Source organism: Romboutsia sp. 1001713B170207_170306_H8 (assembly GCF_015550495.1).
Lineage (GTDB): Bacteria > Bacillota > Clostridia > Peptostreptococcales > Peptostreptococcaceae > Romboutsia_E.
The window spans coordinates 1-23,161 of the sequence record NZ_JADNAX010000015.1; the positions used below are offsets into that span (position 1 = coordinate 1).

Consider the following 23,161-nt stretch of genomic DNA (forward strand, 5'->3'; position numbering starts at 1 on the left):
AATACGAATAGAATAGATCAAGTTGAAAGTAAAAATGAGGAACAAGATTCAAGACTTCTTGATATTGAGGAGAAGAATAAAGTTCAAGATGTATATATACAAGGTTTATTTAATGAAAATAAAGATGGAAGGCTTTCAATAGAAGGTGAAGGAAATTCTTTAAAGTTAGAAGGTAGTAAAGAAGGTTTGGTTATTATAGATAAAATTGTAGGTAATACATTAGTTAATGTAGAAATACAATCTGATAATCAATTCCAATATAAGGCTCATGAAGCGTTTACTGGTTATACAGTTGTTGCTAATAAACCTAGTGGATATATCGAAGGTATGCAATCTACCTTTGAAAACTGTAAAGTAACACAAGAAATGGTTGATAGTGGTGAAGAAAGTATAGAAAATTTAGGTAAGTATAAATGTGAAGTTGAGGTAAGAACTAAGAATTTATTAGGGTTGCAAGATGTTACTCAAACATTAGATTTAACAGGTTCATTATCACCTCAAAGCGGTGTTAGTAAAGGTTCAATAATATACAAAAATGTTGATGTATCTAGTTTTAAAGGACAATACATTTTAAGTGGCGACCTTAGTTTAGATAATAATAAATATAATTTGAAAGTAATATGTCACAACATAGAAAATACAAGAAATACGCATAATGATAGTTACAATTATTTGATTCAAAAAAACGGAGGTAAAGAATTTAACATTAATACAACTATAGACTTAACTAATTATAAATATATAACTATAACAACAGGTAACATTGTGCCATTGGAAAGTAAAATTTATACGGTTAAGGTGAGTAAACTTCAACTAGAGGAAGGAACACAAGTAACTTCATACGAACCTTATTATTACTCAACTAAAACAGTATATCTAAATTCACCACTACACAAAACTGATGAAATAGTTTACATTGACGGTGAGTTGAAACATTATCATAAAATGGGTAGTTATTTACTATCACATAATGATGATATAAGGATGTATGATAATAATTTGTCTAATTGTAATAGATATGGTTTAGCAATGACAGGTTATAAGTTTAAATCAAATGGAGAAGGTTGTTGTGATAAAATACCATATATTCAAAACAATTCTGATGATATATTTCATGTTAGACTGGATGGTACTAAACCGTATGGAGCATTAACATTTTGGCTACCTAAAGAATACGGTTCAACAGTTGATGAACTAAAAACCTATATGAAGAATAATAACATTGAATATAATTTAATTCTAGAACTAGCAGAACCTTATTATGAAACAATAGACACAGATAGATTGTTACTAGAAATACCCAATAATGCAACTGTAAGCGTTAAGAGTGTAGCTCCAGTTCAGTCTATGGCTGCTAGCTATACTAATGGAATACCTAACGTATATGGTTTACAAGAAACAAATCAAGTTCAAGATGATTTGATAAATATATCACTTTTAGCGACTGATGAAATGTATACGATGTTAGAACCTATATTAGAATCAATACCACAAGTAATTAATAACGAAAGGACGATGAGTAAAATGGTAGATATGTACGTAGCTATGGTTATAAGAGGACTTAAAACAATAGAGGATGTTCCTGCGAGATATAGAAAAGAAGTACAAGATATATTAAATAAATTAGAAAAGTAGAACTTGTTACAGGTGAGTAATTAAGTTCTTTTTTATTGCGTATTTAGTAGACAATAAGATACAAATTGAGAACTAAAAAATATAAGTTTTTCCGAAAGACTAGGTGAAGATCATCTAGTCTTTTTTAATATAAAATTAAGGAGGTTAGTATGAATGAAGAATTAGTAAGAAAAGAACTAGATACACATGAAAGGAGAATTAATAATCATTCTGAAAGGATTGACAAATTAGAGCAATCTAATGCTGAACTAAAGGTACATATACAAAATTTATGTAGTAACTTAGAAAATCTTACGAGTGCAATAAAATGGCTCTTGGGGTTAGGAGTAGGAAGTCTAGTAGGCTTCTTTTTTTATGCAATTCAAAACAATATATTTTAGGAGGAGATTAGTATGAAAATAAACTGGAAGGTAAGATTTAAGAACCCTTTATTTGTAGCTCAACTATGGATGAGTGTATTAGTTCCAATATTGGCATATGCGGGACTAACAGTACAAGATTTAACAACGTGGAAAGCACTTGGCGATTTATTGCTAGGTGCTTTTTCTAATCCATATGTATTAGGATTAGTTGTTATAAGTGTTTATAATGCAATTTTAGATCCTACAACAAAAGGTATAAATGATAGTTTAAATGTATTAAATAAGGAGGTAAAATAATATGAGTATAATAAAACAAAGTTTAGTAAGTAGTAGCAAATATAATATAAAGTGTCCTTACACAATGTCCCCTGTTGGTATAGTAATTCACAATACATATAATAACGCTAGTGCTAAAAATGAAGCTAAATATATGAAGTCTAATAATAATCAAACATCGTTCCACATTGTCGTTGATGATATTGAAGCAATACAAGTTTTACCTTTAAACCGTAATGCTTGGGCTTGCGGTGATGGTAAAACTGGTGACGGTAATAGAAAATATATATCAATAGAGATATGTTATTCACTAAATGGTGGAGAACGTTTTGATAATGCTGAAAAACTAGCAGCTAAAGTAGTTGCTGAACTTTTAAATAAGTATAATTGGAGCATAGATAACGTTAAAGCTCACAGGGATTTTGCTAATAAAAATTGTCCTCATAGAACAAATATGACTGAATTTAAAAAGTTAATCCTAGAAGAACTAAATAATTCTATCTTGCCAAATGATTTTAATCCAGTAACATATTTAAAATTATATAAAGACGTGTTGCTTGAGTGTATGCATAAATCTACATTTAAGCCACTTGATCACTATAAAGAATTTGGTGCTAAAGAAGGAAGAATATATAATAATGATATAGATTATTTATTCGCATATGAAGATGTATTGTTAGCAGTAAATAATAATTCAAGTCTATCTGCAGAAAAGCATTATTTAGATAACGGTAAAAATGAAGGTAGAAAATATAAATAGATACAATATACATACAAGGAAAAATAAAGGCTTTTTACTTTTATTTAAACGTATCTGATGAAAAATAAGTATCAATGATATAATATAAAAAAGGGATTTAATCCTTCGAGAACTTATCGACCCAAACTTACATGAGGTGAATTGTGAGAGCTTGTTAGTGCTTAACTAACATAAAAAGGTAGCCATTCCCAACTTGGCTACCTTTTATTTTTATTGTTGATAATTATAGAAAATATGTTGATAAATTGCTAATTTCTGTTAGTAAACCTGTTGATATCGCTACGTACTGGCAATGTCAGTTATAAAATCATATATAATATTTAAATTTCAATGTCGGCATAAAATAATAACTTTTATGTCATTTGTATTTTTATGTTTTTTAAAAAAAATACAAATATGATATACAAATTAAAATTAAATATGCTATAATATATCATACCCTTTGTTTATCGCTAAAGAGTCTATAAGTAGGGTTTGTGACTCTACCTCTTAGAATCTTTCAAAAGATTGTAATCGTGAAAAAGCACTCTTTAATAGAGTGCTTTTTATTTTAATTGATTTAAATTCTTTTCAACTAGGAAATTATATTTACAATATAAATGTAAAAAAATAAAAAGTGCCTCATTGGACACCTTTTATTTTTTAATTAATTATTTGTTCTTTTCAAAGTTAGAACAATATATATCTGCATCTTTAGATATAATATATATTTTACAATTATTTTCACATTGTTTACATAGTTTAGGAACAAATAGATCCTCTAGTACTTCTTCAAAATATAACTGTTCCACTTAACTATCTCCTATACTTCCTTTTATCTAATATTTTGAAATGTTTCCAGTCACATTGACATTCAAAATCTACTAATATATTAATTTTATCTACTTGCTCTATATGTATTACTTCTGCTTTATTATCGCAAAAAGGACATATTCCTTTATATAAAAATATATCAATCATTATGCAATCACCTTTTTGTATTGTTTATTTTTACAAAGAATGTTATACTATCATTGCGAGTGAGGGCATAACTATTCTTTGTTGTGTTCTCTTTTTTATATTTATTTACATTTTAATATAAATTCTAGAATTTTCCATTCTTCTTTATATTTTTCTTTGTATTTTAAATTAAGTAAAAATTCTTCTTTTTTTACATCTAAATATTTTCCAATATTATGAATATCTTTATAAGCTAGGACTATGTCTAATAAATGATATTTCTCTTTTAATTCATTTATTTTTTTTACAAAATTTTCTGAAAAGGCATAAGAACATTTTTTCATTTCATCATATGATTTTAATTTATCTTTATAACCTGTTTTTATATTCAAATAACTATCGCACTTCACTATAGTAAGTATCCCTGCTAATTCAATTATAGATACATTTGTTTCAGCACAAAGGTCTTCTTTTTTTAATAGTTCTATCTGTTCTAATGTATGTTCTACTACATATTGATTAACCTCATATATTTTAAAACACCTTTTATCTAACTCTTCACAGTTAAATGATATTGGCTTATCTGATAATACCATGTTGTATTTAGGATTAAGTTTCTGAATATAATATCGTTCTGCAAAATCCATTTCATGCTCACTATCGAAAGAAGTATACTCTATATAAGCTAATTCTTTATAACATTCATCTTCAAGATGGTTATGATTACTTAATCTTTTCTCTAAATTTTTAGCCTTACCTATGTATATTAGGTTATGATCTCTTCCTATAAATCTATATACACAATTTTTCATTATAGTCACCAATACCCTATTGTTCTAGATATCCGTCTGAATTTCCGAAGAATTGAGAATCTTCATCTAGTTGTATTTCTTTAGATATTTGATCTTTTATCACCTTATTGAAAGTCTTATATCCTCCACCAGTACCAACTATAACATATCTGTCTAGCGACCCAAATTTATTAGTTATTTTATTTAAAATATCATTTGCTAGGGGTTCTATAGCAATAAGATAATCAGATAACTTGTACTTTTTATTTTTATATTCTATGTATTCTTTATTATTCTTTAATAAACTATCTATTAAATCTTTTTCTATATCTGCATTTTCTTTTTCATTGAAATAAAGAGTAATTAATTCAGCAAAATCAATTACACCCTTTGGGATAGTTTCAGTTTCATAGGGATAATATATTTCATCATCATAATCAAACTTATAATTGCAAGCGTCTGTAGTTCCTCCGCCTACATCTATTGATAAAATATCTTGCTTTATATCTCCTATGCTATCAATGTTGCTAACAAAAGCTGAATACCCTTCTACTTTTACATCAACAGAGTTAAAAGTTACTTTTTTAGATATACCATTTACAGCATAGTTAAATTCTACTCCAGTTTTAAAATGTTGTTCAAACTCTTTTAAATATGACTTATTAAAATATTGTTTCGGTGGTAAACCTAATTTTAAATCAACCTTTAAGACCTGATCCATTGGATATAATTCGTGAATCATTAAAAGAGTTTCTTCTAATAAATGCTTTCTAGTATGTTTTAATACATTATTGTTAAGTTCTCCAACGCCTATGTATATAACAGAGCCATCAAATTCAAACTTTCTAGCTTTTGGATTTAGTATTTCTTTATACTCAATTCGATTAGGTATTTTTACTCTAACTTTCTCACCTTTTTCATACTTAGTAGCTTTTAACATACTATTTCCTAAATCAATTCCTGCACTTACTATTTTCATTTATATCTCCTCCAAATATTTAATTTTAAATGTACATTAAATTGCTTATCTAAACCCACCAACTTTAGGTTTCGTTGGTTCAGTTTCTTTTGTAACGTCTTTAGTTGTTACATTTTCCTTGTTAGTTTTATCTTTGTTTTCTATATCTTTCCCTAAACTTTTTACGTGTTCCTCTAAAACTCTCCTACAATACACTCTTAAAGCTCTATCATCTTCATCTGCTAATTCTTTTAAGATGTCTTTAAACGATGTACTTATAGGTATTTGTAAGTTATAAGTTTCTTTACTCATGTTTATCACCTCGCTTATTAATTTAATAATAATTCATTTTGAATTATTTGTCAATACTTTTTGAATTCAAAATAAATTTATTAAAAATCGCAAGGCAATTGCATTAAAATCGTAATTAAGTTTACCTACAATAAAATCACAATCTATTAACCATAATATTACAATTCATTTTAAATTTAATGTTAATTCCAATTAATACTACTTGTACTATTCTAGTAATTATATCTTTAACCCTCTTGTAAAAAATAGACAATAAAAAAGTGCCCTAATAGACACTTTTATTAATATTCATTTTACGTATATTCTAATAATCCTAATTCTATACATTTTTTAAAAAAAACTTTAATATCATCATTACTTAAACCTGCAATCTCTGATATTCTTTCGTTAGTCATAGGTATTTTATTAAAATCTAAATACCTTATGCATGCGATAAAACCTTTTAGCTCCAAAGAAATTGTTTTGTTAGATATTAGGTCACTATCTAACAATATAGGCTTACTCATGTTAATCTCCTTTTTGTTGTGATATTATAAATACTTAAATTTATCTATGAAATCAGGTATATAGAATTTATTTTCATTTGCAAATTCTAAAATATATCTTTTTCTTGATTCAGATAAACTATTCCATATACTCTCGCTTTTGGATATTTCTATCCATCGTTCATCGTTAGTTACATACATATCAAATACATCTGGCATATTTTTACTGTTGTAATCAATATCTGTATTTGATACAATATAATTATTAATCTTTGAAACTTTAGAATTATTTTCGGAATTATCCTCAACTGGTGGCTCGGTTGGGGATTTTTTACATTTATTTTCAAATACCATATTCCCATTATCATCAATTTTAGGCTTTTCAATTTTCTTAGGCTTTTCTTTTTGTATTTTAACTTCTTTAATTCCGTTATCTTCTTGATATTCTAACTTCCATTGTTCTATAGTTCTAGTGTCATCTGCAATAACATAAACATTTTTGTAATGAATATTATCTTTCTTAGTTTTATATATTTTAATTAAACCAGTTGCTTGTAATTCTTTTATGTATTTTCTTAAAGTATCTTCTTTTTTTATTCCAAGATCATAACACATTCTTTTTTGAGAAGGATATGTTTGTTTATCAATACCTGCAAATGCAATAAGGTAAGCATACACACCTTTTGCTTGTAAAGATAAACCTTTCATTGTTGTTGCGTATTGTGAGATTATACCATATCCGTAACTTTGAAGAGATGTATTTTCGTATACTACTGCGTTATTTTCTATTTTATTAAAATCTATGCCATCAATCAGTTTTGCCATTTTCTATATACTCCTTTTCTATAAGTCTGTTAATTAATTTTGAAATTGTCGTTTTTTCTTTAATTGCAACTTCTTCGATAATCTTATAATTTTCTTTTGTGAATGTTACAGATCTTCTGTGTTTATCTTTCCCTACTGCCATGTTAATTTTATTCCTTTCTTAGTGGTTCACTAATTAAACCTTAGCATAAGTGAATCACTCTGTCAACAAATATATAAATATATAAATATATAAAATATATTAATAGTAAATATTGTTAATAGTAAAATACTGTTAATAGTAGTACCCCGTTTTACGGATGACCCAAAAAATGGAGCATCCAAAAAAGGGGGTATCGAAAATTGCATAAAAAATGGATGAAAGTATTGAAAATACTAACTTTTTTCGATACCCCAAAAAAAGGGGGGTCGAGATTTTCCGATACCCCAAAAAAAGGGGGGTCGAAAAAAACTTTTAAAAAAGTCTATAATCATTGAAAATACTAACTTTTTTCCGATACCCCAAAAAAAGGGGGGTCGGTGAAAAGTTTATATTTTAATTATTTTATTGTTCTAAAGACACCAGTAACTATTCCTAGAATTTTAATTTCATGTTTATCAAAATACATTGGACTCATAAGATCATTTTCAGGTTGCAATCTAATTTTAGTATCTTCTATGAAAAATCTCTTCACAGTTGCATACTCATTATTTATAAGAGCAACTACTATTTGGTTATTATTTGCAATACTTTTTTTATCAACTATTACATAGTCGCCATTTAAAATTCCTGCATGGATCATACTATCTCCATCTATTTTTAGAATGAAGTTTTCATCACCTTTAACTAAACCACTTGGCAAAGGGATAAACTCTTCAATATTTTCTTCTGCAAATATACCAGTACCTGCAGAGACTTTGCCGACTAAAGGGAGATTGATAATAGGATGACTTTGTTCTTCATCTTTTTTTAATACTTCAATACCTCTTGGTATCTCGCTATCCCTTTTTATATATCCTAGTTGTTCTAGTTTCTTTAAATTACTATGTACTGTTGAAGTTGATTTTATATTTAAAGCAGCACATATTTCTCTAACTGCTGGAGGATATCCTTTTTCCATGACATGATTTCTTATAAAATCTAATATTAATATTTGTTTATTATTTAAATCTAAAAACATATGACCTCCCTAAATTCGTATTGAAAACAAAATAAAAAAATGATATAATTTAATCGAACATATGTTCGGGATGATTTATGAAATTATAATAACAAATAAAAATAGAATTGTAAATATTTTTTTAATTTTTAGACAAACATATGTTTGTCTAAAGTGTGGGAGAGTGATATTTATGAATGAATTAAAAAGATATGAGTTACATAATGATGAATGTATACAGAAAATGAAAAGTATTAAAGATAAAACGATTTATATGATCCTTTGTGACCTCCCTTATGGGACAACAGACTGCAAGTGGGATAATATAATTCCATTTGATTTGATGTGGGAATAGTATAATCGAATCATAAAAGACGATGGTGTTATTGTTTTATTTTCAGCACAACCATTTACAACAAAGTTAATAAACTCTAATTTGAGAAATTATAAATATAGTTGGTACTGGGTAAAAAATACTTGTACTGGCTTTGCATTTGCTAAACATCAACCAATGCGAAAAGTTGAAGATATTAATGTATTTTATAAGAAAAAGCCATTGTACGTGCCACAGGGATTAAAGAAGTTAGACAAGCCGTTAATCAAAAAAAGAAAAATAAAAGAAAATAGTGAAGATAGTATTTATAAAGTTTCAACATTATTGAAAGAACATACAATTGAATACACAAATTATCCAAATAATGTTTTATTTTTCAATAAAGAAACAAATACAATACATCCGACTCAAAAACCGATTGATCTTTTGGAGTATTTAATTAAAACATATACAAGAGAAAATGATATAGTTTCAGATAATTGCATGGGGAGTGGTAGCACAGGAGTTGCTGCAGGAAATATCAATCGAAGATTTATTGGAATAGAATTAGATAAAAATTACTTTGAAAAAGCTAAAGACAGAATATCAAGAGCGTACATAAATCAAATTTAAGCGAAAAATAATCTTTATTTGAATAAAGTATCAAAAAAAGAATAAAAAGCCTTTTAAGGGGCAAATTTTGGATATTTTTATGTTTGGAGGAGTCATGAAGGAAGAAATGTTAAGGATATCAGAAAAATTATTACTTCTAAAAAAAATTAATGAATCAAAGTTAGAATATATAAAAGGATATGTAGATGCTAAATTATATGAAGAAGAATTAAAAAAAGAAGAGTAGACCATAAAGATCTACTCTTCTTTTTTTAATTCTTCTTCAAGGAATGAATCTAAAATATTTTCCATTTTTCTTTTATCAGAATCATTTAATAAAAGAAATTTTTTTAATAATATTTTTATTTCATCAGGAGCATCAACATCTTCAGTAATATCTTTTTTCATTTCACCTTTTCCATATCTTAACCATTCCTCATTTACATTAAACTTATCACAAATATCATTTATTGTTCTGTCAGTTATATTTCTTCTTCCGTTTTCAAGAGAAGAAATGTGGTCTTGGGATAGATGAATCATAGTTCCAAAGTCTTTCTGAGATAGTCCTAATTTGTTTCTTAAATCTTTTAATCTTGATTTCACAAATACACCTCCTAATGACATATTATATATTAAAAAATATGTCATTGCAATGATTAAAAATAAAATAAATGTCAAAGTAATACTAAAGCTTGACAATTATGTCTAAGACATAATAAAATAAATGTCAAAGACATGAAAAAGGAGGCTCAAAAATGTCAAAGACAGATATTGACTTAATGAAAAACAAACTAGTAATGCTGAAAAAATTAAATCCTTTAAAATTTGAAAGATTCAAGGGGAGATTAGATGCTTTATTTGAAGTTGAGAATGAGAAAAATGTATCTCAAAATAGAAGCGAAAATAAGTAAATAAAAGAGTGTGGTTTTTAATATAAATCACACTCTATAAAAAGTAAATAAAGTCCAGTTTTTTCAAAAGGTTCGGTGAGCCTTTAACGGACTTGTACTAAGTATTAAAGTTTGATAAAAAAGTAGTTCAAAAATATATGAATAAATAAGAATTAATCAATAAAAGAAGTGATGTTCAAAAATAGGTGGCTAAGATGTTAGAAAAAAATACATGTGATCATGAAGAGACAATAAAAAATAAAATCAACAAGAAAAAGAAAGGCTATAAAAATCAATATACAGAAGTTGATTTTGAAAAGTTAATAGAGAGAATGACACAACAACAAGTAACTATAGATGACGAAGTTGTATCAATCAATAACATAGATGAAATATTAGATGCAAGAGCTAAATGTGTGTATGAAACAAGAACAATAACATCAGGACCAATAAGAGAAGTAGAAATGTACCCACTATTCTCAAAGAAAGATATACCTGATGAGTTAAGAGTGAAAACTACAAAACAAGCTCAAAAGAATCTTAATAATAACAATGCAGTTAAGAACTTTGTAAGAAAAGCTAATGCTAACTTTGGAAAAGGTGATTATTATATAACACTTAACTGGACTAATAAGAATAGGCCAAAGGATCATGAAGAAGCTAAAAAACAAGTAAGAGCATATATAAACAAGCTTAACTATCAGTATAGAAAAATACAGATGAATGCTGAAATTGAAAATAAGAGAGTTGTATATAAGAGCAAGAAAAAGAAACATAAAAAAGCAAAGTATAAAAAAATAAAGTACATGTATGTTATTGAAATCTCAAAAGAAGGAAAAGGAAAATATCATGTTCATATGTTATTAAGTTCAGAACTATCTATGGATCTAGTAGAAAGTTGTTGGAAGTATAGCAGAAGAAACAATATAAGACGTGTAGATCCTGATGAAAAACATATAACTGACTTAGCCACATATTTATCAAAAGACCCAAAAGGAAAAAAGAGATGGGGATGTAGTAAAGGATTAAAAGAGCCTAAGATAACTACAGCTAAAAAACTATCTAGACGAAAAATATACAATATGAGCTATAATCACAACTTAATTGAAGAAGAAATGAAGAAGCTTTATCAAAACTATAAGCTTATAAAATTCACCGTGACAAAGAATAAATGGACTAATATTCCATACATTCATGTCTTGATGAGAAAACTTTGATGAAGGGGAGATAGAAATGGTAATACATAAATTTGTAGTACACATATTAGATAAAGATAATGATACACCAATATTAAATGATTATGAAGGTAGAGTAAGTAAAGACGTAGATAGATTCTTTGAAAAAATAGTAAGAAAAGTAAAGAAAGATGATGATTTAAGGGTAGCTAAATTTAATAATTATGATAACAACTTGGTAAGGAATTGTTGTGAACAAATAATATATGATGAAAAAACATTCTTAGATAATTCTAAAGAAATAGCTGCATATTTATTTGAGATTATGAGGTTAGAGTCAGAATTAGTATCATCTGATCTAGCGATATGTTTATATACTGAGAAAGATGAAAAATATATTGCAATAGTAAGGTTAGACTATAAAAAGATGTTTAATCATTCTATAGATTTTAAAGATGAGAAATTTAATATACAAATACAAACTAATGAAATAGGAATAACTGAAAGTAGCAGACCTAAACATGCAGCTATAGTTGGAGTTAATGGAATTAATGATGAATGGCAGCTAAGAGTACTTGATAAAGAAGCTGAAAAAGAAGGAAATGATTCATATTTTGTTAAGAAATTTTTAGATGCACAAAAAATAGAAGATGATAAATATAAGACAAAAGTATTTAAAAGTGTAACGGATAATTTTATAACTAATGCATTTTCAAATGATATTAAACAAGCAGAGTATGTAAGAGGAGTAAGGAACTATATATTAAAAGAAAATTCAGTTATGGATATAGATAAATTCATACAGAGTAGCAAATTAGATGAAGATATAGAAGAAAGCCTAAGAGATCATTTAGATGATAATGGTATTAACAAAGATTTTAATATTGATAAAAAGTATATAGAAAAGAAGCTAAAGAAAAGAATAATTAAAGCAAATAATGGGTTTGAGATAAAAGGGAACTTAAGTGATTTTGAAGATCCTATGAAGTTTAAACTAAGAATGAATGAAAATGGAACATATGATTTAGTAATAAAGAATTTAAATTATATAGAAGAAAAATAGGGGGCAAGTAACATGGATGCATTAAAAAAGGAGTTAAATGAGTTAATAGATCAATATGGATTAAGGCATAAGAAAGTAATAGAGTGTAGTACAAGATTAGATGATGTAGTACTTCCAGAACAGATTGAAAATTTAAGGAAGATAGAAAAGTATAAGGATTTTAAGTTAACAAGATGCTAATAAGACAGATTGAAAATAAGGGTAACTCATTGGCTCATAATATTAATGATATACATAATTATATAAATTACAAAGTACTAGCATACTGCATAGTAGGGAAAAGATTAAAGGGGAATATAAGAGTTGCAGTAAATGCTGATAGATTAATTAAAAAATTAATAACAATGCAAAACAAAGGGTGAAGATATGGATATATTAGAACAGGCAAAAATGCTAGATGAAATAGCGAATCATATATCTATTAAGAAAGGTATAACTCCTCAAGAAGCATGGGAAGAAGCTTTAGAGGAATTAAGATTGATAAATGAATCAAAAGAGTCTAGTAACTAATGAAACGTGATAACTTGAAAAAATATAACTTAATTTAGAAAAAGTACCCAGTAGGAAAAAGAATCTTTATAAATATTGTTTCAATCAAAAGAAACAAATAAAAGAATAGGAGCGAAAAGTATGTTTGTATCGAAGAAAAGATATTTAGAAGTTTTATCAGATATTGATAAATTAAAAAAAGAAGCGATGGAATTAAAAAAAGATATAATTACAAAAAATATTGAAATGAATGGTCTTATTATAACTAATAAAGAGTTAAATAACTTGAATGATGATTTAAATACAAAGTTATTGTTACATAAAGACAAAGTAGAAGAGCTAGAACGTTCTAGTTACCTATTAAGTAAAGAATATGAAAAAAGAGTTCAAGAGCTAAACAACTTAAGTAAAGAGCATGATAAAAGAATACAAGAGTTAAATACATATAAAAAACTATTAATAGAACGTGATGATGAAATTAAAAATCTTAAAGATACTAATAGAACTTTAGTTGATAAAGTTACTCTTGCTACAATTGTAAAGCAACAATTAACTGAGTTGGTTGTTATAAAAAATAAAGATGGAAGCCGAAAAATAGAAAAGGGTAAAGTTGTTGTTTATCCATGGGTAGATGGGGTTAAGTGCTATAACGTATTAAGACTGTTAGGGTAGTAAAAATGAAAGACATATTAATATTAACAGCAATTATAGTTACAATAGTTGGAGCTCTTGACGTTCTAACTATTGTAGCTCAAAAGTATAAAACTAAGGAGAAATAGAATGAATAACGTAGTTTTAGTAGGAAGATTAACAAAAGATCCTGAGTTAAGATATATACCAGGAACAGGAACTGCAGTAGCTCGATTTAGTATTGCTATAGATAGAGACTATAAAAAGAATGATGGAACTAAAGAAACGGACTTTATACCTGTTGAGATAATGGGTAAACCTGCTGAATATTGTGCGAATTATATCCCTAAAGGAAGACTAGTAGCTATTCAAGGGGAGATAAGAGTAGATAGATATACAGATCAAAATACAAATGAAGCTAAGACTTTTACAAAAGTATTTGCAAATAAAATAAAGTCATTAGAGAGCTCTAAAGATAAAGGGGAACAAACGAAACAATTTGAACCAAGTTTTGAACCTAGCGGGTTAGATCCACAAGGATTTACTGCAATAGATGATGATGACATTCCATTTTAGGAGTATATATGAGTAATTTTAATTATGAAAGATATAAAGATATAGTAGGTGCTGTTAAATACCTAGGAGAAAAGCTAGAAGAAGCTAATGAGAGCAATTATACATCATCAGATATTGAAGATATCGGATGTAAGTTAATTAGTATAGGTAATAGATTGAGAATGTATATAAGACATTCAAAAGTTGGAGGAGAATAAATGACAAAGATATGTAAACATTTTAAGAAAAATGAATATGGAATGTGTGAGAACTATATAGGGGATACAGATACTCTACAAGGGTGTAGGAGCAAATGTAAGAAGTTTAAAAAAGAAAATAGTAATAAAGTATCAAAAGAACTTTTAGAAAAGCAAATAATCGGATTTGAAACACAATATGAAAAATAAAAAGTAAAAGAGGGATTAATATGGGTAAAGTAGTTGAGTTATTTAATTGTTTAAAATTAAGATGCAGCAATTGTGAAAAAGAAAAATATGAAATTCATATAGATATTAAAAATGATTTATATACATGTGAATGTGGATCGCATACGTTTATACCTTTAAATTTAGAAGAAGTTTATTAGGAGGAGATAATATGAAAAAAGGATGTTTAATTTCAATATCTATAGCAGGAGCTATAGCTGTATCAGGAGTAATAGGCGGATTTACTATATTAGGACAAAGAAATGTAGCAGTTGGATTAGAAGAATCGATTGAAGCTCAATATATAGCGAATAAATCGAACTATGATAGCATGGTTAAAAGTGCAAAAGAAATGGTTCAAGTTACAGATATGTATGCAGAGGATTTTGAACGTATATATAAAGGGTTAATAGAGGGAAGAAATCAAGATACTGAATTATTATTTAAAGTAATTCATGAGTCTAATCCAAATTTAGACTCTACTGTTTATACAACTCTTCAAAGGGAACTGTCAGCAAATAGAAAGATATTTGACAAGAATCAGGCTACTATAGCGGATAAGATAAGAGAATATAACACATATATTAAAAAGAAATTTATAATGGCAGCTATAACTAATAGAAAGACCATGGATGCAAATAAATTTGTAGTAACATCAGATTCTACAATAGAGGCGTTTGAAAATGGTTCAGCAGAAGAAATAAATCTAAGAGGTGAGTAACATGTCATATATTATATATGGGATTGTAGCACTATTAATATTTAGTGCTATTATTCACCTTTTTATAAATAAAATTGATTTATCTAGTTTAGTTATATGTGCCATGGTTATAGTTTTTTCATATTCAGGTATAGTAGCTATAGATTATAAGCAACAAACTAATGATTATGAAATATGGTCAGGGAAAATAACTAAAGTAAGACATAAAGAAGAATGGGATGAATGGCATCCGCCTAGAATAGAAACTTATACGGAAACAGATAGTAAAGGTAATGCAGTAACTAAAACAAGAGAGATACCTGGTTATTGGGAACATCATGAAGCTAAGAATTATATAACTACATCAGATGAAGGTGAATTTAGAGTATATGAAACATTAGATGGAAAAAGATTTAATGATAGTTTTGTAAATTCAAATGCGGAGTTAGAGGAATATTATCCAGTAGGCATGGCAACAGCATCTGTACATAATTATGAGAATAGATTGAAAGCATCATATTCTATATTTAAACATAAAGATATTGATTTAAGTGATTATAAAGATATGCCTGAGTACCCTATTGAACAAGATAAATTAACTGTAAATAGGCTTATAGGTGAATTTAAAGATAAAGATAAGCTTAGCAGGTATTTAGATTCAATAAATTCAAACTTAAATGATACAAATAATAAAAATAATAAAGAAAATACAAAATCATATAAACAAGTAAACTTAATGTTTGTTAACTTTGAAGATAAAGATGAAAGTTATGGATATGCCCTTCAAGATTATTGGGAAAATGGGGCTAAAAATGATTTTATAGTTACATTTGGGACAGATAAGAATAATAAAGCTACATGGTGCTATGTTTTTAGTTGGACCGATGTAGAAATATTAAAGACTGATGTAAGAGAATATATTATGAACTTAGATAATCTGGATAACTTTACAGAAGTAATGGATCATGTATCAGAATTAATTGAGAAAAAATTTGATAGAAAAGAGTTTAAAGATTTTGATTACATACAAATTGAAACTACAACAACATCAAAAATAATAATGGTAATTATTCTATTAGGTTGCTGTGTATTTGTAAGTGAAGGACGTAGATATATTTAAATTATATAAATGAGAGTAAAGAAAAGATGGGTTTTATTAGTTAATAGTTATGAGGTGTTTATATGAAAGAAAAAAGAAATAATATGATGAAAATAATGGTAACTGATACAGAAAAGAAAAATATATTAGATACTATTGATAGTTTAAAGGCTAAAGGGAATCAGGAAATTATAACAGTTAGTGAATTGATAAGGCAGTCGCTAAATGAATGGATATCAAAATATAACAGAATAGAAGATGGAAATGTCATATGCTATTTACCAATAAGTGAAGAAATAAGAAAAAATAAAATAACTCTTATAGAAATAGAGGATTTACTTTATAAAAATGCTCTACAAGATCAAACGAAACATATATTATCAAGTGTTATAGAAGTTTTAGAACGTCAAGAATTAAATCAATTGAATATAAAGTATTCTCATAAATAGTGGATTTTTTAATACAGAAGTAAAGAAAAGATGGGTTTTATTAGGAGGGAAGTTGAGTGAATAATAATTTAATGTTTAGTAGTAAAGACCAAACTTGGGAAACTCCGATTGAATTTTTCAATAAAGTAAATGAGGAATTTAAATTTGATATAGATGTATGTGCAGTAGATGAAACTGCTAAATACAGTAATTATTATACACCTGAAGTAGATGGTTTAAAGCAAGAATGGAAGGGTGTATGCTGGATGAATCCACCGTATGTAAGGCAGATAGGGAAATGGATAGAAAAAGCATACAACGAAAGTGTTAAAGGTGCTACAGTAGTATGCTTGATACCAGCTCGAACTGATACAAAATATTGGCATGAGTTTATTTTCCCATATGCAAGTGAGATAAGATTTATAAAGGGAAGATTAAAATTCGGAAATAGTGATAATTCAGCTCCATTTCCGAGTGCTTTAGTAATTTTATCTAATAAAATAAAAGAACTAAATGTAACCGTTATGAGTAAGTAAAAGAGGAGTTTTAATATGGAAGAATTTCAAGCGAAAGTAGGATTAGTAGCAGAAGTTATAAAAGGATCACTTGAAAGTTTTAATTTATATATAGCGGTAGATCCTAAGACAGAGGAATTTATTTTCATAGATAGAGATGCACTTGATAATAAAGGACCAGGAAAAGTTGCTAGAGTTAAAATGAATCAGATTAATGTTAGAAAATAGGTGGTGGAGATTATGAAGGAATTTTATGGTGATATAAGCTTAATACTAGATTTAAGTTTCTCTATGGAAGCAAGTTCAATGGATGAAGCGATAGAGAAGATATTTGAAAAGGCATATATTAGCTTTAATGTAAAGAATGAAGAAACAGAGGAAGATATATTTACAGGCGTAGATGTAAATAACTGGTACTTTGTTGATGAGCCGACACAAGGTAATGTAATGCAAAGTGGAGTAAGACCATTTGAAATATATGAAGAAGATTAGGTGGTGGAGATTATGAAATTTACATTAAAAATAGTTTTTAAAAATGGATATGTTTATTCGAGTAAGCATATATGGGAAGATGTTAAAAATAAAAAAGAATTACATAATAAATTTTCTAGATTTCTAACTTCAAATGAAAATGCGTTTTGTATGGAGGGGGAAAATAGTATTCATTACTTTATTAAAAGTGAGATTGCTTGTATTTCAATAAATATCGAGGAAGATGAAAAATAAATAAAAATATATAAGAATCATACTGTTGAAGCTAACAATATGATCAAGTGCAAAAAAAGTGTTTAGGTGGTGGAGATTATGAAAATAGTTGTTAAAAAAGAGATGGAATCTATAAAATGTGGAGATCTAGTTTATTCATCATTACTTAGAGAGTATGGGTTTGTATGCCATATAGAAAATAAATACTATTTTATAAATAGAGAATTTGAAAATTGGTCTGATCCATATGAAGAATTAAAAGAATTAATACATAAAACTAATTTAGAATTAGTAGCTAAGAATAAAAAGCTAAAAGTTAGTTTAATAAACGAGGTTATATAGATTATGAATAGAAAAACATATGGAAGATTTTACAAAGAATTTATATATGGTAGTTCGATATGGAGAATACGAATTGTCTGGATGAAAGATGATAGTTTTAAATTTGAACTATTAGAAAAAAGTAGAAAATTTGATAAATCAATATTTATACCTGTTGATGCTTACGATAATCCAAGACAGGCAATAAGAGATGTGAAAGAGAAACTTGCAATATAGGTGGTGGAGATTATGAGTTGTAGATTTTCTAAGTTTGATTATGAAGAAGGAAGATACTATTGCAGCATGACTGATGATCAATGTATGTTCTATGTTGCAGATGAAAAACTTTGTTATGAGAAATATCAAGAAGGACCATTAGCATTTGACCTTTATGGTGATGACTAAGAAAAGCAAAGAAAAGGTAGGTTTTAAGAGGAGGAATATATGAAAAAAATATTATTAACAGGAGTTATTATGGCAACAGCATTTTTAATAGGATGTAGTAGGTTTAAAAATATAAGTTTTGCTAGTGATACTTATGAACCATTTATGTTTAATAAAACATATAATTATGATGAATATGATATCGAAGTATTAGTTGATAAAGATACAAAAGTTGAATACATGCTCATTGATAAGAGTAGTTCGTACGGAAGAGGTGTGAGTATTACTCCAAGATATAATGCAGATGGAACATTAAAAATTAGTGAATAAAAAAGTTTATCTTAGGTAGTGTAGCACCTAACCAATACCAGCAGACTACACCTTGCACCATGACTGGTATTTAAACGAAAAAAGGAGATTTTATCCTTAAAGGCGCAATACCCCATCCTCAACGTTAGTAGGGTGGGGATGTAAGCCTAACCGTAAGGTATTAATAACCTTTAGATTCTAATGCAGCTAGAATTAAATGAATGATTGCATTAGTTCTTGTTGTAAAGCCCATATCATCTTTAAACTTATCTATTCTATCCAGTAATTGCTTTGGATATTTCATATTAACCATTTGTAACATAATTTTCCTCCTAAGTATTATGTATTAAAATAATACATGATATAATGTGTATATCAAAATAATATACGAAAGGAGGTAAAAAATCAATGGAGCAAATGAAAGCATATAAATTCAGAATATATCCAAGTGAAGTACAAAAGCAATTAATAGAGAAATCATTTGGATGTACTAGGTTCATATACAATAATATGTTAGCATTACAGATTAAAACATACGAAGAACAAGGTAAATCTTATTCTAAGTATGATTTAATTAAGATGATACCATCACTTAAAAAAGAATATGAATGGCTTAAAGAAGTGGACTCTACTTGTTTACAAGCTACTATTGATGATTTAGATAGTGCATATCAAAACTTTTTTAGAGAAATTAAAAAAGGAAATAATCAAGGATTCCCAAAATTCAAGACGAAGAGAAATCCTAAGAGGAGTTTTGAAAGTAAATGTGTGAACAACAATATAACCATTAAAGATAATCTAATTAAGTTACCTAAACTAAAATGGGTTAGAGCAAAGATAACCCAAGTTATAGATGGTAAAATACTTAATGCCACAGTATCTAAAACACCTACAGGAAAATACTTTGTAAGCCTATGTTGTAAAGTAGATATAGAACAACTTCCAAGCGCAGATTCTAATGTAGGAATAGACTTAGGATTAAAAGAATTTGCAATATGTTCCAATGGAGATGTTTTTGATAATCCTAAGTGGCTAAGAAAAGCTAATTATAGACTTAAATTAGAACAGAGAAGATTATCTAAAATGCAAAAGTTCAGTAATAATTGGAATAAGCAAAGAATTAAAGTTGCTAAGATACACGAAAGAATAGTAAATCAAAGAAAAGATTACTTGCATAAAATATCAACTAAGTTAATTAAAGAAAACCAAATAATTTGCTTAGAAGATTTGAAAGTAAGTAATATGATGAAGAATCATAAATTAGCTGGTGCAATAAGTGAAGTATCTTGGTATGAGTTCAGAAGAATATTGGAATATAAGGCTAATTGGTATGGTAGAACTATATCAGTAATAGATAAAACATATCCATCAAGTCAACTTTGCAATGTGTGTGGACATAAAAATAAAGATGTGAAAAATCTAGCACTTAGAGAATGGAAATGTCCAGAGTGTGGAGTATTACATGACAGAGATGTAAATGCAAGTAAAAATATCCTAAAAGAAGGATTAAGATTAGTGAGCTTGGAACAAGCTTGTTAGCCTGTGAATGCTTAGTACAATAGTACTATCGAACAGGAATCCCCATCTTCAAACGTTACCGTAGGTAGTTAAGGTGGGGAGGTTCAAATGAATCCAATAGAAGTTATAGATAAATTAATAGAAAATAAAGCAGACCTAATGGATGTATTTGGAGAAGATTACAAAACCATGACTGAAACTATTCAAGAGATGTTTGAATTTAATGGATACAGATTAATAGTCGAACAATTAAAACAATAAATTTAGGAAGTGAATGTATGTTAACTATTAAGGTTGGAGATAGAATTATAGCAAAAGGTAAGTCAGGTACTCAAGAAAAGATGTGTGAAGTTAAGAAAGTACTTAAATGTTTAGATAGTGCAAATGAGGATGATATAAATGAAAGAGTATACTTAGCAACTGACTTATCTAGCAATACATTAGGGATAGTTGGATATAGAGAAGTATTAGGAGTTGTAAAATGGAAGAAATAGTAAAAATAGGAGATGTATATTCAGAACAAATAAGGGATTTATCATATTTACATGATGTTATCTTTATTAATAATCAACTTCATGCTGAAGGAGATATGATAATGATTAAACTTAGAGCTGAATATGAGAAAAAATATAATAAAAATTTGAGTGATTTTAATGTATTTGAAATTGAAGCTTTAAAAAAAGAGTTTAGAGAAGAAATGGAAAATGTATACAGAAAATATGAAGATAGGATAGAAATTAGATAAATACACTATGAACAGAATACATAATTTAGTTTTAGAGCATATAAAGAAAAATAAATATGAAAATGTTATTGAGATAAAGTTACATATTAATGAATTTAATGAATTAGAAACAAATAGAACTGAGTTTTGTCATGAAGTTGGTAAGATCATGGGCAATTGTAGAATGAATGTAGAAACAGAGTTAAATAAATTTAAAATATTAAAAATAGAAAAAGTTGATGATTAGGGGATATATGAAAAGAAGTGAAGCTAGTGAGCAAATGATATTAATACAGTGGTGTGATTTAAATAAATGTGTTTATCCGGAGCTAGGGTTAATTTTCCATATTCCTAATGGTGGTACTAGGAATAAAATAGAAGCAATAAATCTTAAAAAACAAGGTGTTAAGGCAGGAGTTCCAGATTTATTTTTGCCTGTACCAAGAGGGGAGTTCCATGGGTTATTTATAGAATTGAAACATGGTAATAATAAGGCAACTCCTAAGCAAAGAGAATGGTTAATTGAATTGAGTAAACAAGGATATTATGCAGTAGTATGCAATGGATTTGATGAAGCTAAAGCAACTATAGAATCATATATAAAAATGACATAAAGATGGGTGATTGAGTTGAACATAAAAAAAGATTATATAGAAAAGACAAAAGAATACTTGAAAAATTTAAGAGTTAAATTAACTAAAAAGGATATGTTAAAAGATGAGATAGAAATATTAAAGGAAAGACAAAGTTTAAATGATGGAATAGAATATGGGTGTTCAATACAAAATTCAAGCTATAAGAGCATAGCTGACTTAATAGAAAGTTATGATACTCAAATTACTCACAGAGAAGCTCAAATAGATAAAATAGATTTTTCTATGAGAATGTATGAAATATACTCTAGAGAGTTAACAGACACTGAAAAGAATATAATAAACTTAAGATACTTAAAGAATAAAAGAAAAAATGGATCGTTTGAATATATAGCAGAGAAATTAAAGTATTCAAAGAGTCAAGTGGCGAGGATGCATGATGAAGCGATTGAGAAACTTGCATTTTATATATATGGAGAAGAAGCTACTTATGTATAATATTATGGGAAATTCGTGGGAAAAACATGGGAAAAACATGGGAAGCAGAGTGGAAATAAAATGTGTTAATATGTTAATATAGCAATAATAAAAAGCTATATAAATTAAATGACTTATGTCACTATATACCCTTTAATCCCTAAGATAAAAAGACTAGATTACAAGACATCTAGTCTTTTTTAGTATTAATAAGTATAATAATATTTAATAGAAAATATTTAGGGGAGATAATAATGGGATTAAGATTTAGAAAAAGTATAAACCTTGGTGGTGGAGTTAAGTTAAATGTAAGTAAGAAAAGTGTAGGTATAAGTGCAGGAGTAAAAGGAGCAAGAGTATCTATTAACTCGAAAGGTAGAAAGACAACATCTGTAGGAATTCCAGGTACAGGCGTTTCTTATGTATCAACTAGTAATATATCTAAAGGTAAAAGCAATAATACTACTACTAATAATAATAAAAGTAACATTCTAGTAAGTGAGCTTGAACTTACAGAAGAAAATGTATTAAAGAGATCTAATGAGTATAAACGTATAAGTAAAGCTCTTTTTATAATAGCTATATTATTATTTATAGCAGCATTTCCTTTAGGAGCATTTGTATTCTTACTATCTATAGTGGCTATACTATTTGCATGCTTAACGAATATCATGGGAAGATTTATAAAATGGCAAGGATTAAAACAATTAAAGGATAAGGATATAAAGGAATCTTAAGAGTAGGATTCCTTTTT

At 27.5% G+C, this 23,161-nt stretch carries 48 protein-coding genes; 37 read left to right on the plus strand and 11 right to left on the minus strand.

Annotation, left to right across the window (positions count from 1 at the left end; translation table 11 throughout):
- The 4 genes from I2A66_RS15540 to I2A66_RS15555 all read left to right on the plus strand — a co-directional run.
- On the plus strand, positions 1 to 1,635 hold a 1,635-nt coding region (locus I2A66_RS15540), incomplete at its 5' end, for a CD1375 family protein (protein ID WP_279309977.1).
- 149 nt (positions 1,636 to 1,784) lie between these two features.
- A complete protein-coding gene (locus I2A66_RS15545; protein ID WP_147516475.1) occupies positions 1,785 to 2,015 on the plus strand; it encodes a hemolysin XhlA family protein in 231 nt (76 codons plus the stop codon).
- A 12-nt stretch (positions 2,016 to 2,027) separates the two neighbouring features.
- On the plus strand, positions 2,028 to 2,294 hold the full coding sequence (locus tag I2A66_RS15550; protein ID WP_147516474.1) for a phage holin: 267 nt from the start codon (positions 2,028 to 2,030) through the stop codon (positions 2,292 to 2,294).
- A 1-nt stretch (position 2,295) separates the two neighbouring features.
- Positions 2,296 to 3,033 (plus strand): peptidoglycan recognition protein family protein, encoded by a 738-nt coding sequence (locus I2A66_RS15555; protein WP_147516473.1) that lies wholly within the window; start codon positions 2,296 to 2,298, stop codon positions 3,031 to 3,033.
- A 650-nt stretch (positions 3,034 to 3,683) separates the two neighbouring features.
- Here the strand turns inward: I2A66_RS15555 and I2A66_RS15560 are convergent.
- From I2A66_RS15560 to lexA, 9 genes are all read right to left on the minus strand, one after another.
- Complete coding sequence (locus tag I2A66_RS15560; RefSeq protein WP_195251946.1) at positions 3,684 to 3,824, minus strand: hypothetical protein; 141 nt, start codon at positions 3,822 to 3,824, stop codon at positions 3,684 to 3,686.
- Between the two features lie 4 nt (positions 3,825 to 3,828).
- The gene (locus I2A66_RS15565) at positions 3,829 to 3,993 is read right to left on the minus strand and encodes a hypothetical protein (protein WP_195251947.1); all 165 of its coding nucleotides are present in this window, start codon (positions 3,991 to 3,993) and stop codon (positions 3,829 to 3,831) included.
- Positions 3,994 to 4,094: 101 nt separating this feature from the next.
- Positions 4,095 to 4,784 carry a GIY-YIG nuclease family protein gene (locus I2A66_RS15570; protein ID WP_195251948.1) on the minus strand — a complete coding sequence of 230 codons (690 nt, stop codon included), beginning with the start codon at positions 4,782 to 4,784 and terminating at the stop codon, positions 4,095 to 4,097.
- 16 nt (positions 4,785 to 4,800) lie between these two features.
- Positions 4,801 to 5,742, minus strand: coding sequence for a ParM/StbA family protein (locus I2A66_RS15575; protein WP_147516471.1), 942 nt, complete (start codon positions 5,740 to 5,742; stop codon positions 4,801 to 4,803).
- A gap of 45 nt (positions 5,743 to 5,787) precedes the next feature.
- Positions 5,788 to 6,033, minus strand: a complete 246-nt coding sequence (locus tag I2A66_RS15580) for a hypothetical protein (protein ID WP_195251949.1) — start codon at positions 6,031 to 6,033, stop codon at positions 5,788 to 5,790.
- A gap of 293 nt (positions 6,034 to 6,326) precedes the next feature.
- On the minus strand, positions 6,327 to 6,539 hold the full coding sequence (locus I2A66_RS15585; protein WP_195251950.1) for a hypothetical protein: 213 nt from the start codon (positions 6,537 to 6,539) through the stop codon (positions 6,327 to 6,329).
- A gap of 24 nt (positions 6,540 to 6,563) precedes the next feature.
- A complete protein-coding gene (locus I2A66_RS15590; protein WP_195251951.1) occupies positions 6,564 to 7,343 on the minus strand; it encodes a helix-turn-helix domain-containing protein in 780 nt (259 codons plus the stop codon).
- A complete protein-coding gene (locus tag I2A66_RS15595) occupies positions 7,327 to 7,485 on the minus strand; it encodes a hypothetical protein (RefSeq protein ID WP_195251952.1) in 159 nt (52 codons plus the stop codon). Before I2A66_RS15595 ends, I2A66_RS15590 begins: the two co-directional genes overlap by 17 nt.
- 397 nt (positions 7,486 to 7,882) lie before the next feature.
- On the minus strand, positions 7,883 to 8,503 hold the full coding sequence (gene lexA, locus I2A66_RS15600; protein ID WP_195251953.1) for a transcriptional repressor LexA: 621 nt from the start codon (positions 8,501 to 8,503) through the stop codon (positions 7,883 to 7,885).
- Between the two features lie 172 nt (positions 8,504 to 8,675).
- On the opposite strand from lexA, the gene I2A66_RS17335 reads away from it, so the two are divergent.
- The 3 genes from I2A66_RS17335 to I2A66_RS15610 all read left to right on the plus strand — a co-directional run bounded on the left by I2A66_RS17335 (position 8,676) and on the right by I2A66_RS15610 (position 9,654).
- Positions 8,676 to 8,837, plus strand: coding sequence for a hypothetical protein (locus I2A66_RS17335; protein ID WP_243238753.1), 162 nt, complete (start codon positions 8,676 to 8,678; stop codon positions 8,835 to 8,837).
- Positions 8,838 to 8,849: 12 nt separating this feature from the next.
- Positions 8,850 to 9,428, plus strand: coding sequence for a DNA-methyltransferase (locus tag I2A66_RS15605; RefSeq protein ID WP_330615495.1), 579 nt, complete (start codon positions 8,850 to 8,852; stop codon positions 9,426 to 9,428).
- Between the two features lie 67 nt (positions 9,429 to 9,495).
- Positions 9,496 to 9,654, plus strand: coding sequence for a hypothetical protein (locus I2A66_RS15610; protein WP_195251954.1), 159 nt, complete (start codon positions 9,496 to 9,498; stop codon positions 9,652 to 9,654).
- Between the two features lie 11 nt (positions 9,655 to 9,665).
- Here the strand turns inward: I2A66_RS15610 and I2A66_RS15615 are convergent, their stop codons facing one another.
- Complete coding sequence (locus I2A66_RS15615; RefSeq protein ID WP_195251955.1) at positions 9,666 to 10,010, minus strand: helix-turn-helix domain-containing protein; 345 nt, start codon at positions 10,008 to 10,010, stop codon at positions 9,666 to 9,668.
- A gap of 152 nt (positions 10,011 to 10,162) precedes the next feature.
- Here I2A66_RS15615 and I2A66_RS15620 point away from each other — a divergent pair, with 152 nt between their 5' ends.
- From I2A66_RS15620 to I2A66_RS15725, 22 genes are all read left to right on the plus strand, one after another.
- Positions 10,163 to 10,318: a hypothetical protein gene (locus tag I2A66_RS15620; RefSeq protein ID WP_195251956.1), complete on the plus strand. Its 156-nt coding sequence runs from the start codon at positions 10,163 to 10,165 to the stop codon at positions 10,316 to 10,318.
- A 194-nt stretch (positions 10,319 to 10,512) separates the two neighbouring features.
- A complete protein-coding gene (locus I2A66_RS15625) occupies positions 10,513 to 11,514 on the plus strand; it encodes a hypothetical protein (protein WP_195251957.1) in 1,002 nt (333 codons plus the stop codon).
- 16 nt (positions 11,515 to 11,530) lie between these two features.
- Entirely contained in the window at positions 11,531 to 12,535 is a 1,005-nt protein-coding gene (locus tag I2A66_RS15630; protein ID WP_195251958.1) for a nucleoid-associated protein, read from the plus strand.
- A gap of 12 nt (positions 12,536 to 12,547) precedes the next feature.
- Positions 12,548 to 12,715, plus strand: coding sequence for an aspartyl-phosphate phosphatase Spo0E family protein (locus tag I2A66_RS15635; RefSeq protein WP_195251959.1), 168 nt, complete (start codon positions 12,548 to 12,550; stop codon positions 12,713 to 12,715).
- Complete coding sequence (locus I2A66_RS15640) at positions 12,709 to 12,897, plus strand: hypothetical protein (protein WP_195251960.1); 189 nt, start codon at positions 12,709 to 12,711, stop codon at positions 12,895 to 12,897. Before I2A66_RS15635 ends, I2A66_RS15640 begins: the two co-directional genes overlap by 7 nt.
- A gap of 4 nt (positions 12,898 to 12,901) precedes the next feature.
- Positions 12,902 to 13,045: a hypothetical protein gene (locus I2A66_RS15645; protein WP_195251961.1), complete on the plus strand. Its 144-nt coding sequence runs from the start codon at positions 12,902 to 12,904 to the stop codon at positions 13,043 to 13,045.
- A 75-nt stretch (positions 13,046 to 13,120) separates the two neighbouring features.
- Positions 13,121 to 13,696, plus strand: coding sequence for a hypothetical protein (locus tag I2A66_RS15650; protein WP_207734796.1), 576 nt, complete (start codon positions 13,121 to 13,123; stop codon positions 13,694 to 13,696).
- A gap of 108 nt (positions 13,697 to 13,804) precedes the next feature.
- Entirely contained in the window at positions 13,805 to 14,230 is a 426-nt protein-coding gene (locus tag I2A66_RS15655) for a single-stranded DNA-binding protein (RefSeq protein ID WP_195251963.1), read from the plus strand.
- 8 nt (positions 14,231 to 14,238) lie between these two features.
- Positions 14,239 to 14,427 carry a hypothetical protein gene (locus I2A66_RS15660; protein ID WP_195251964.1) on the plus strand — a complete coding sequence of 63 codons (189 nt, stop codon included), beginning with the start codon at positions 14,239 to 14,241 and terminating at the stop codon, positions 14,425 to 14,427.
- A complete protein-coding gene (locus I2A66_RS15665) occupies positions 14,428 to 14,616 on the plus strand; it encodes a hypothetical protein (protein ID WP_195251965.1) in 189 nt (62 codons plus the stop codon). It begins immediately after the preceding gene.
- 20 nt (positions 14,617 to 14,636) lie between these two features.
- Positions 14,637 to 14,795, plus strand: a complete 159-nt coding sequence (locus I2A66_RS15670) for a hypothetical protein (protein ID WP_195251966.1) — start codon at positions 14,637 to 14,639, stop codon at positions 14,793 to 14,795.
- Between the two features lie 11 nt (positions 14,796 to 14,806).
- Entirely contained in the window at positions 14,807 to 15,355 is a 549-nt protein-coding gene (locus tag I2A66_RS15675; RefSeq protein ID WP_195251967.1) for a hypothetical protein, read from the plus strand.
- 1 nt (position 15,356) lies between these two features.
- Entirely contained in the window at positions 15,357 to 16,454 is a 1,098-nt protein-coding gene (locus tag I2A66_RS15680; RefSeq protein WP_195251968.1) for a hypothetical protein, read from the plus strand.
- A gap of 62 nt (positions 16,455 to 16,516) precedes the next feature.
- Positions 16,517 to 16,882 carry a hypothetical protein gene (locus I2A66_RS15685; protein ID WP_195251969.1) on the plus strand — a complete coding sequence of 122 codons (366 nt, stop codon included), beginning with the start codon at positions 16,517 to 16,519 and terminating at the stop codon, positions 16,880 to 16,882.
- Between the two features lie 56 nt (positions 16,883 to 16,938).
- Positions 16,939 to 17,397 (plus strand): DNA N-6-adenine-methyltransferase, encoded by a 459-nt coding sequence (locus I2A66_RS15690; protein WP_330615494.1) that lies wholly within the window; start codon positions 16,939 to 16,941, stop codon positions 17,395 to 17,397.
- A 15-nt stretch (positions 17,398 to 17,412) separates the two neighbouring features.
- Positions 17,413 to 17,604, plus strand: a complete 192-nt coding sequence (locus tag I2A66_RS15695; protein WP_147516454.1) for a hypothetical protein — start codon at positions 17,413 to 17,415, stop codon at positions 17,602 to 17,604.
- A gap of 12 nt (positions 17,605 to 17,616) precedes the next feature.
- Positions 17,617 to 17,868, plus strand: coding sequence for a hypothetical protein (locus I2A66_RS15700; RefSeq protein WP_195251844.1), 252 nt, complete (start codon positions 17,617 to 17,619; stop codon positions 17,866 to 17,868).
- Between the two features lie 12 nt (positions 17,869 to 17,880).
- Positions 17,881 to 18,102 (plus strand): hypothetical protein, encoded by a 222-nt coding sequence (locus I2A66_RS15705; protein WP_195251970.1) that lies wholly within the window; start codon positions 17,881 to 17,883, stop codon positions 18,100 to 18,102.
- Positions 18,103 to 18,180: 78 nt separating this feature from the next.
- Positions 18,181 to 18,423: a hypothetical protein gene (locus I2A66_RS15710; RefSeq protein WP_147516452.1), complete on the plus strand. Its 243-nt coding sequence runs from the start codon at positions 18,181 to 18,183 to the stop codon at positions 18,421 to 18,423.
- Positions 18,424 to 18,426: 3 nt separating this feature from the next.
- Positions 18,427 to 18,639 carry a hypothetical protein gene (locus I2A66_RS15715; protein ID WP_147516451.1) on the plus strand — a complete coding sequence of 71 codons (213 nt, stop codon included), beginning with the start codon at positions 18,427 to 18,429 and terminating at the stop codon, positions 18,637 to 18,639.
- Positions 18,640 to 18,651: 12 nt separating this feature from the next.
- On the plus strand, positions 18,652 to 18,807 hold the full coding sequence (locus tag I2A66_RS15720) for a hypothetical protein (RefSeq protein WP_195251971.1): 156 nt from the start codon (positions 18,652 to 18,654) through the stop codon (positions 18,805 to 18,807).
- A 39-nt stretch (positions 18,808 to 18,846) separates the two neighbouring features.
- Positions 18,847 to 19,116: a DUF6440 family protein gene (locus tag I2A66_RS15725; RefSeq protein ID WP_195251972.1), complete on the plus strand. Its 270-nt coding sequence runs from the start codon at positions 18,847 to 18,849 to the stop codon at positions 19,114 to 19,116.
- Between the two features lie 160 nt (positions 19,117 to 19,276).
- Here the strand turns inward: I2A66_RS15725 and I2A66_RS15730 are convergent, their stop codons facing one another.
- Positions 19,277 to 19,417, minus strand: a complete 141-nt coding sequence (locus tag I2A66_RS15730; RefSeq protein WP_195251973.1) for a hypothetical protein — start codon at positions 19,415 to 19,417, stop codon at positions 19,277 to 19,279.
- 86 nt (positions 19,418 to 19,503) lie between these two features.
- Here I2A66_RS15730 and tnpB point away from each other — a divergent pair, with 86 nt between their 5' ends.
- The 8 genes from tnpB (at position 19,504) to I2A66_RS15770 (ending at position 23,144) form a co-directional block, all read left to right on the plus strand.
- The gene (gene tnpB / locus I2A66_RS15735; protein ID WP_195251974.1) at positions 19,504 to 20,634 is read left to right on the plus strand and encodes an IS200/IS605 family element RNA-guided endonuclease TnpB; all 1,131 of its coding nucleotides are present in this window, start codon (positions 19,504 to 19,506) and stop codon (positions 20,632 to 20,634) included.
- Between the two features lie 87 nt (positions 20,635 to 20,721).
- Positions 20,722 to 20,874 (plus strand): hypothetical protein, encoded by a 153-nt coding sequence (locus I2A66_RS15740; RefSeq protein WP_195251975.1) that lies wholly within the window; start codon positions 20,722 to 20,724, stop codon positions 20,872 to 20,874.
- A 17-nt stretch (positions 20,875 to 20,891) separates the two neighbouring features.
- Positions 20,892 to 21,107: a hypothetical protein gene (locus I2A66_RS15745; protein WP_195251976.1), complete on the plus strand. Its 216-nt coding sequence runs from the start codon at positions 20,892 to 20,894 to the stop codon at positions 21,105 to 21,107.
- Positions 21,095 to 21,358 (plus strand): hypothetical protein, encoded by a 264-nt coding sequence (locus I2A66_RS15750; RefSeq protein WP_195251977.1) that lies wholly within the window; start codon positions 21,095 to 21,097, stop codon positions 21,356 to 21,358. Before I2A66_RS15745 ends, I2A66_RS15750 begins: the two co-directional genes overlap by 13 nt.
- 7 nt (positions 21,359 to 21,365) lie before the next feature.
- On the plus strand, positions 21,366 to 21,584 hold the full coding sequence (locus tag I2A66_RS15755) for a hypothetical protein (RefSeq protein ID WP_195251978.1): 219 nt from the start codon (positions 21,366 to 21,368) through the stop codon (positions 21,582 to 21,584).
- 7 nt (positions 21,585 to 21,591) lie between these two features.
- Positions 21,592 to 21,951, plus strand: a complete 360-nt coding sequence (locus I2A66_RS15760) for a VRR-NUC domain-containing protein (protein WP_195251979.1) — start codon at positions 21,592 to 21,594, stop codon at positions 21,949 to 21,951.
- A gap of 15 nt (positions 21,952 to 21,966) precedes the next feature.
- Positions 21,967 to 22,428 carry a sigma factor-like helix-turn-helix DNA-binding protein gene (locus I2A66_RS15765; protein WP_147516492.1) on the plus strand — a complete coding sequence of 154 codons (462 nt, stop codon included), beginning with the start codon at positions 21,967 to 21,969 and terminating at the stop codon, positions 22,426 to 22,428.
- 233 nt (positions 22,429 to 22,661) lie between these two features.
- Positions 22,662 to 23,144 carry a DUF4236 domain-containing protein gene (locus I2A66_RS15770; RefSeq protein ID WP_147516491.1) on the plus strand — a complete coding sequence of 161 codons (483 nt, stop codon included), beginning with the start codon at positions 22,662 to 22,664 and terminating at the stop codon, positions 23,142 to 23,144.
- The last annotated feature ends 17 nt before the right edge of the window (positions 23,145 to 23,161 follow it).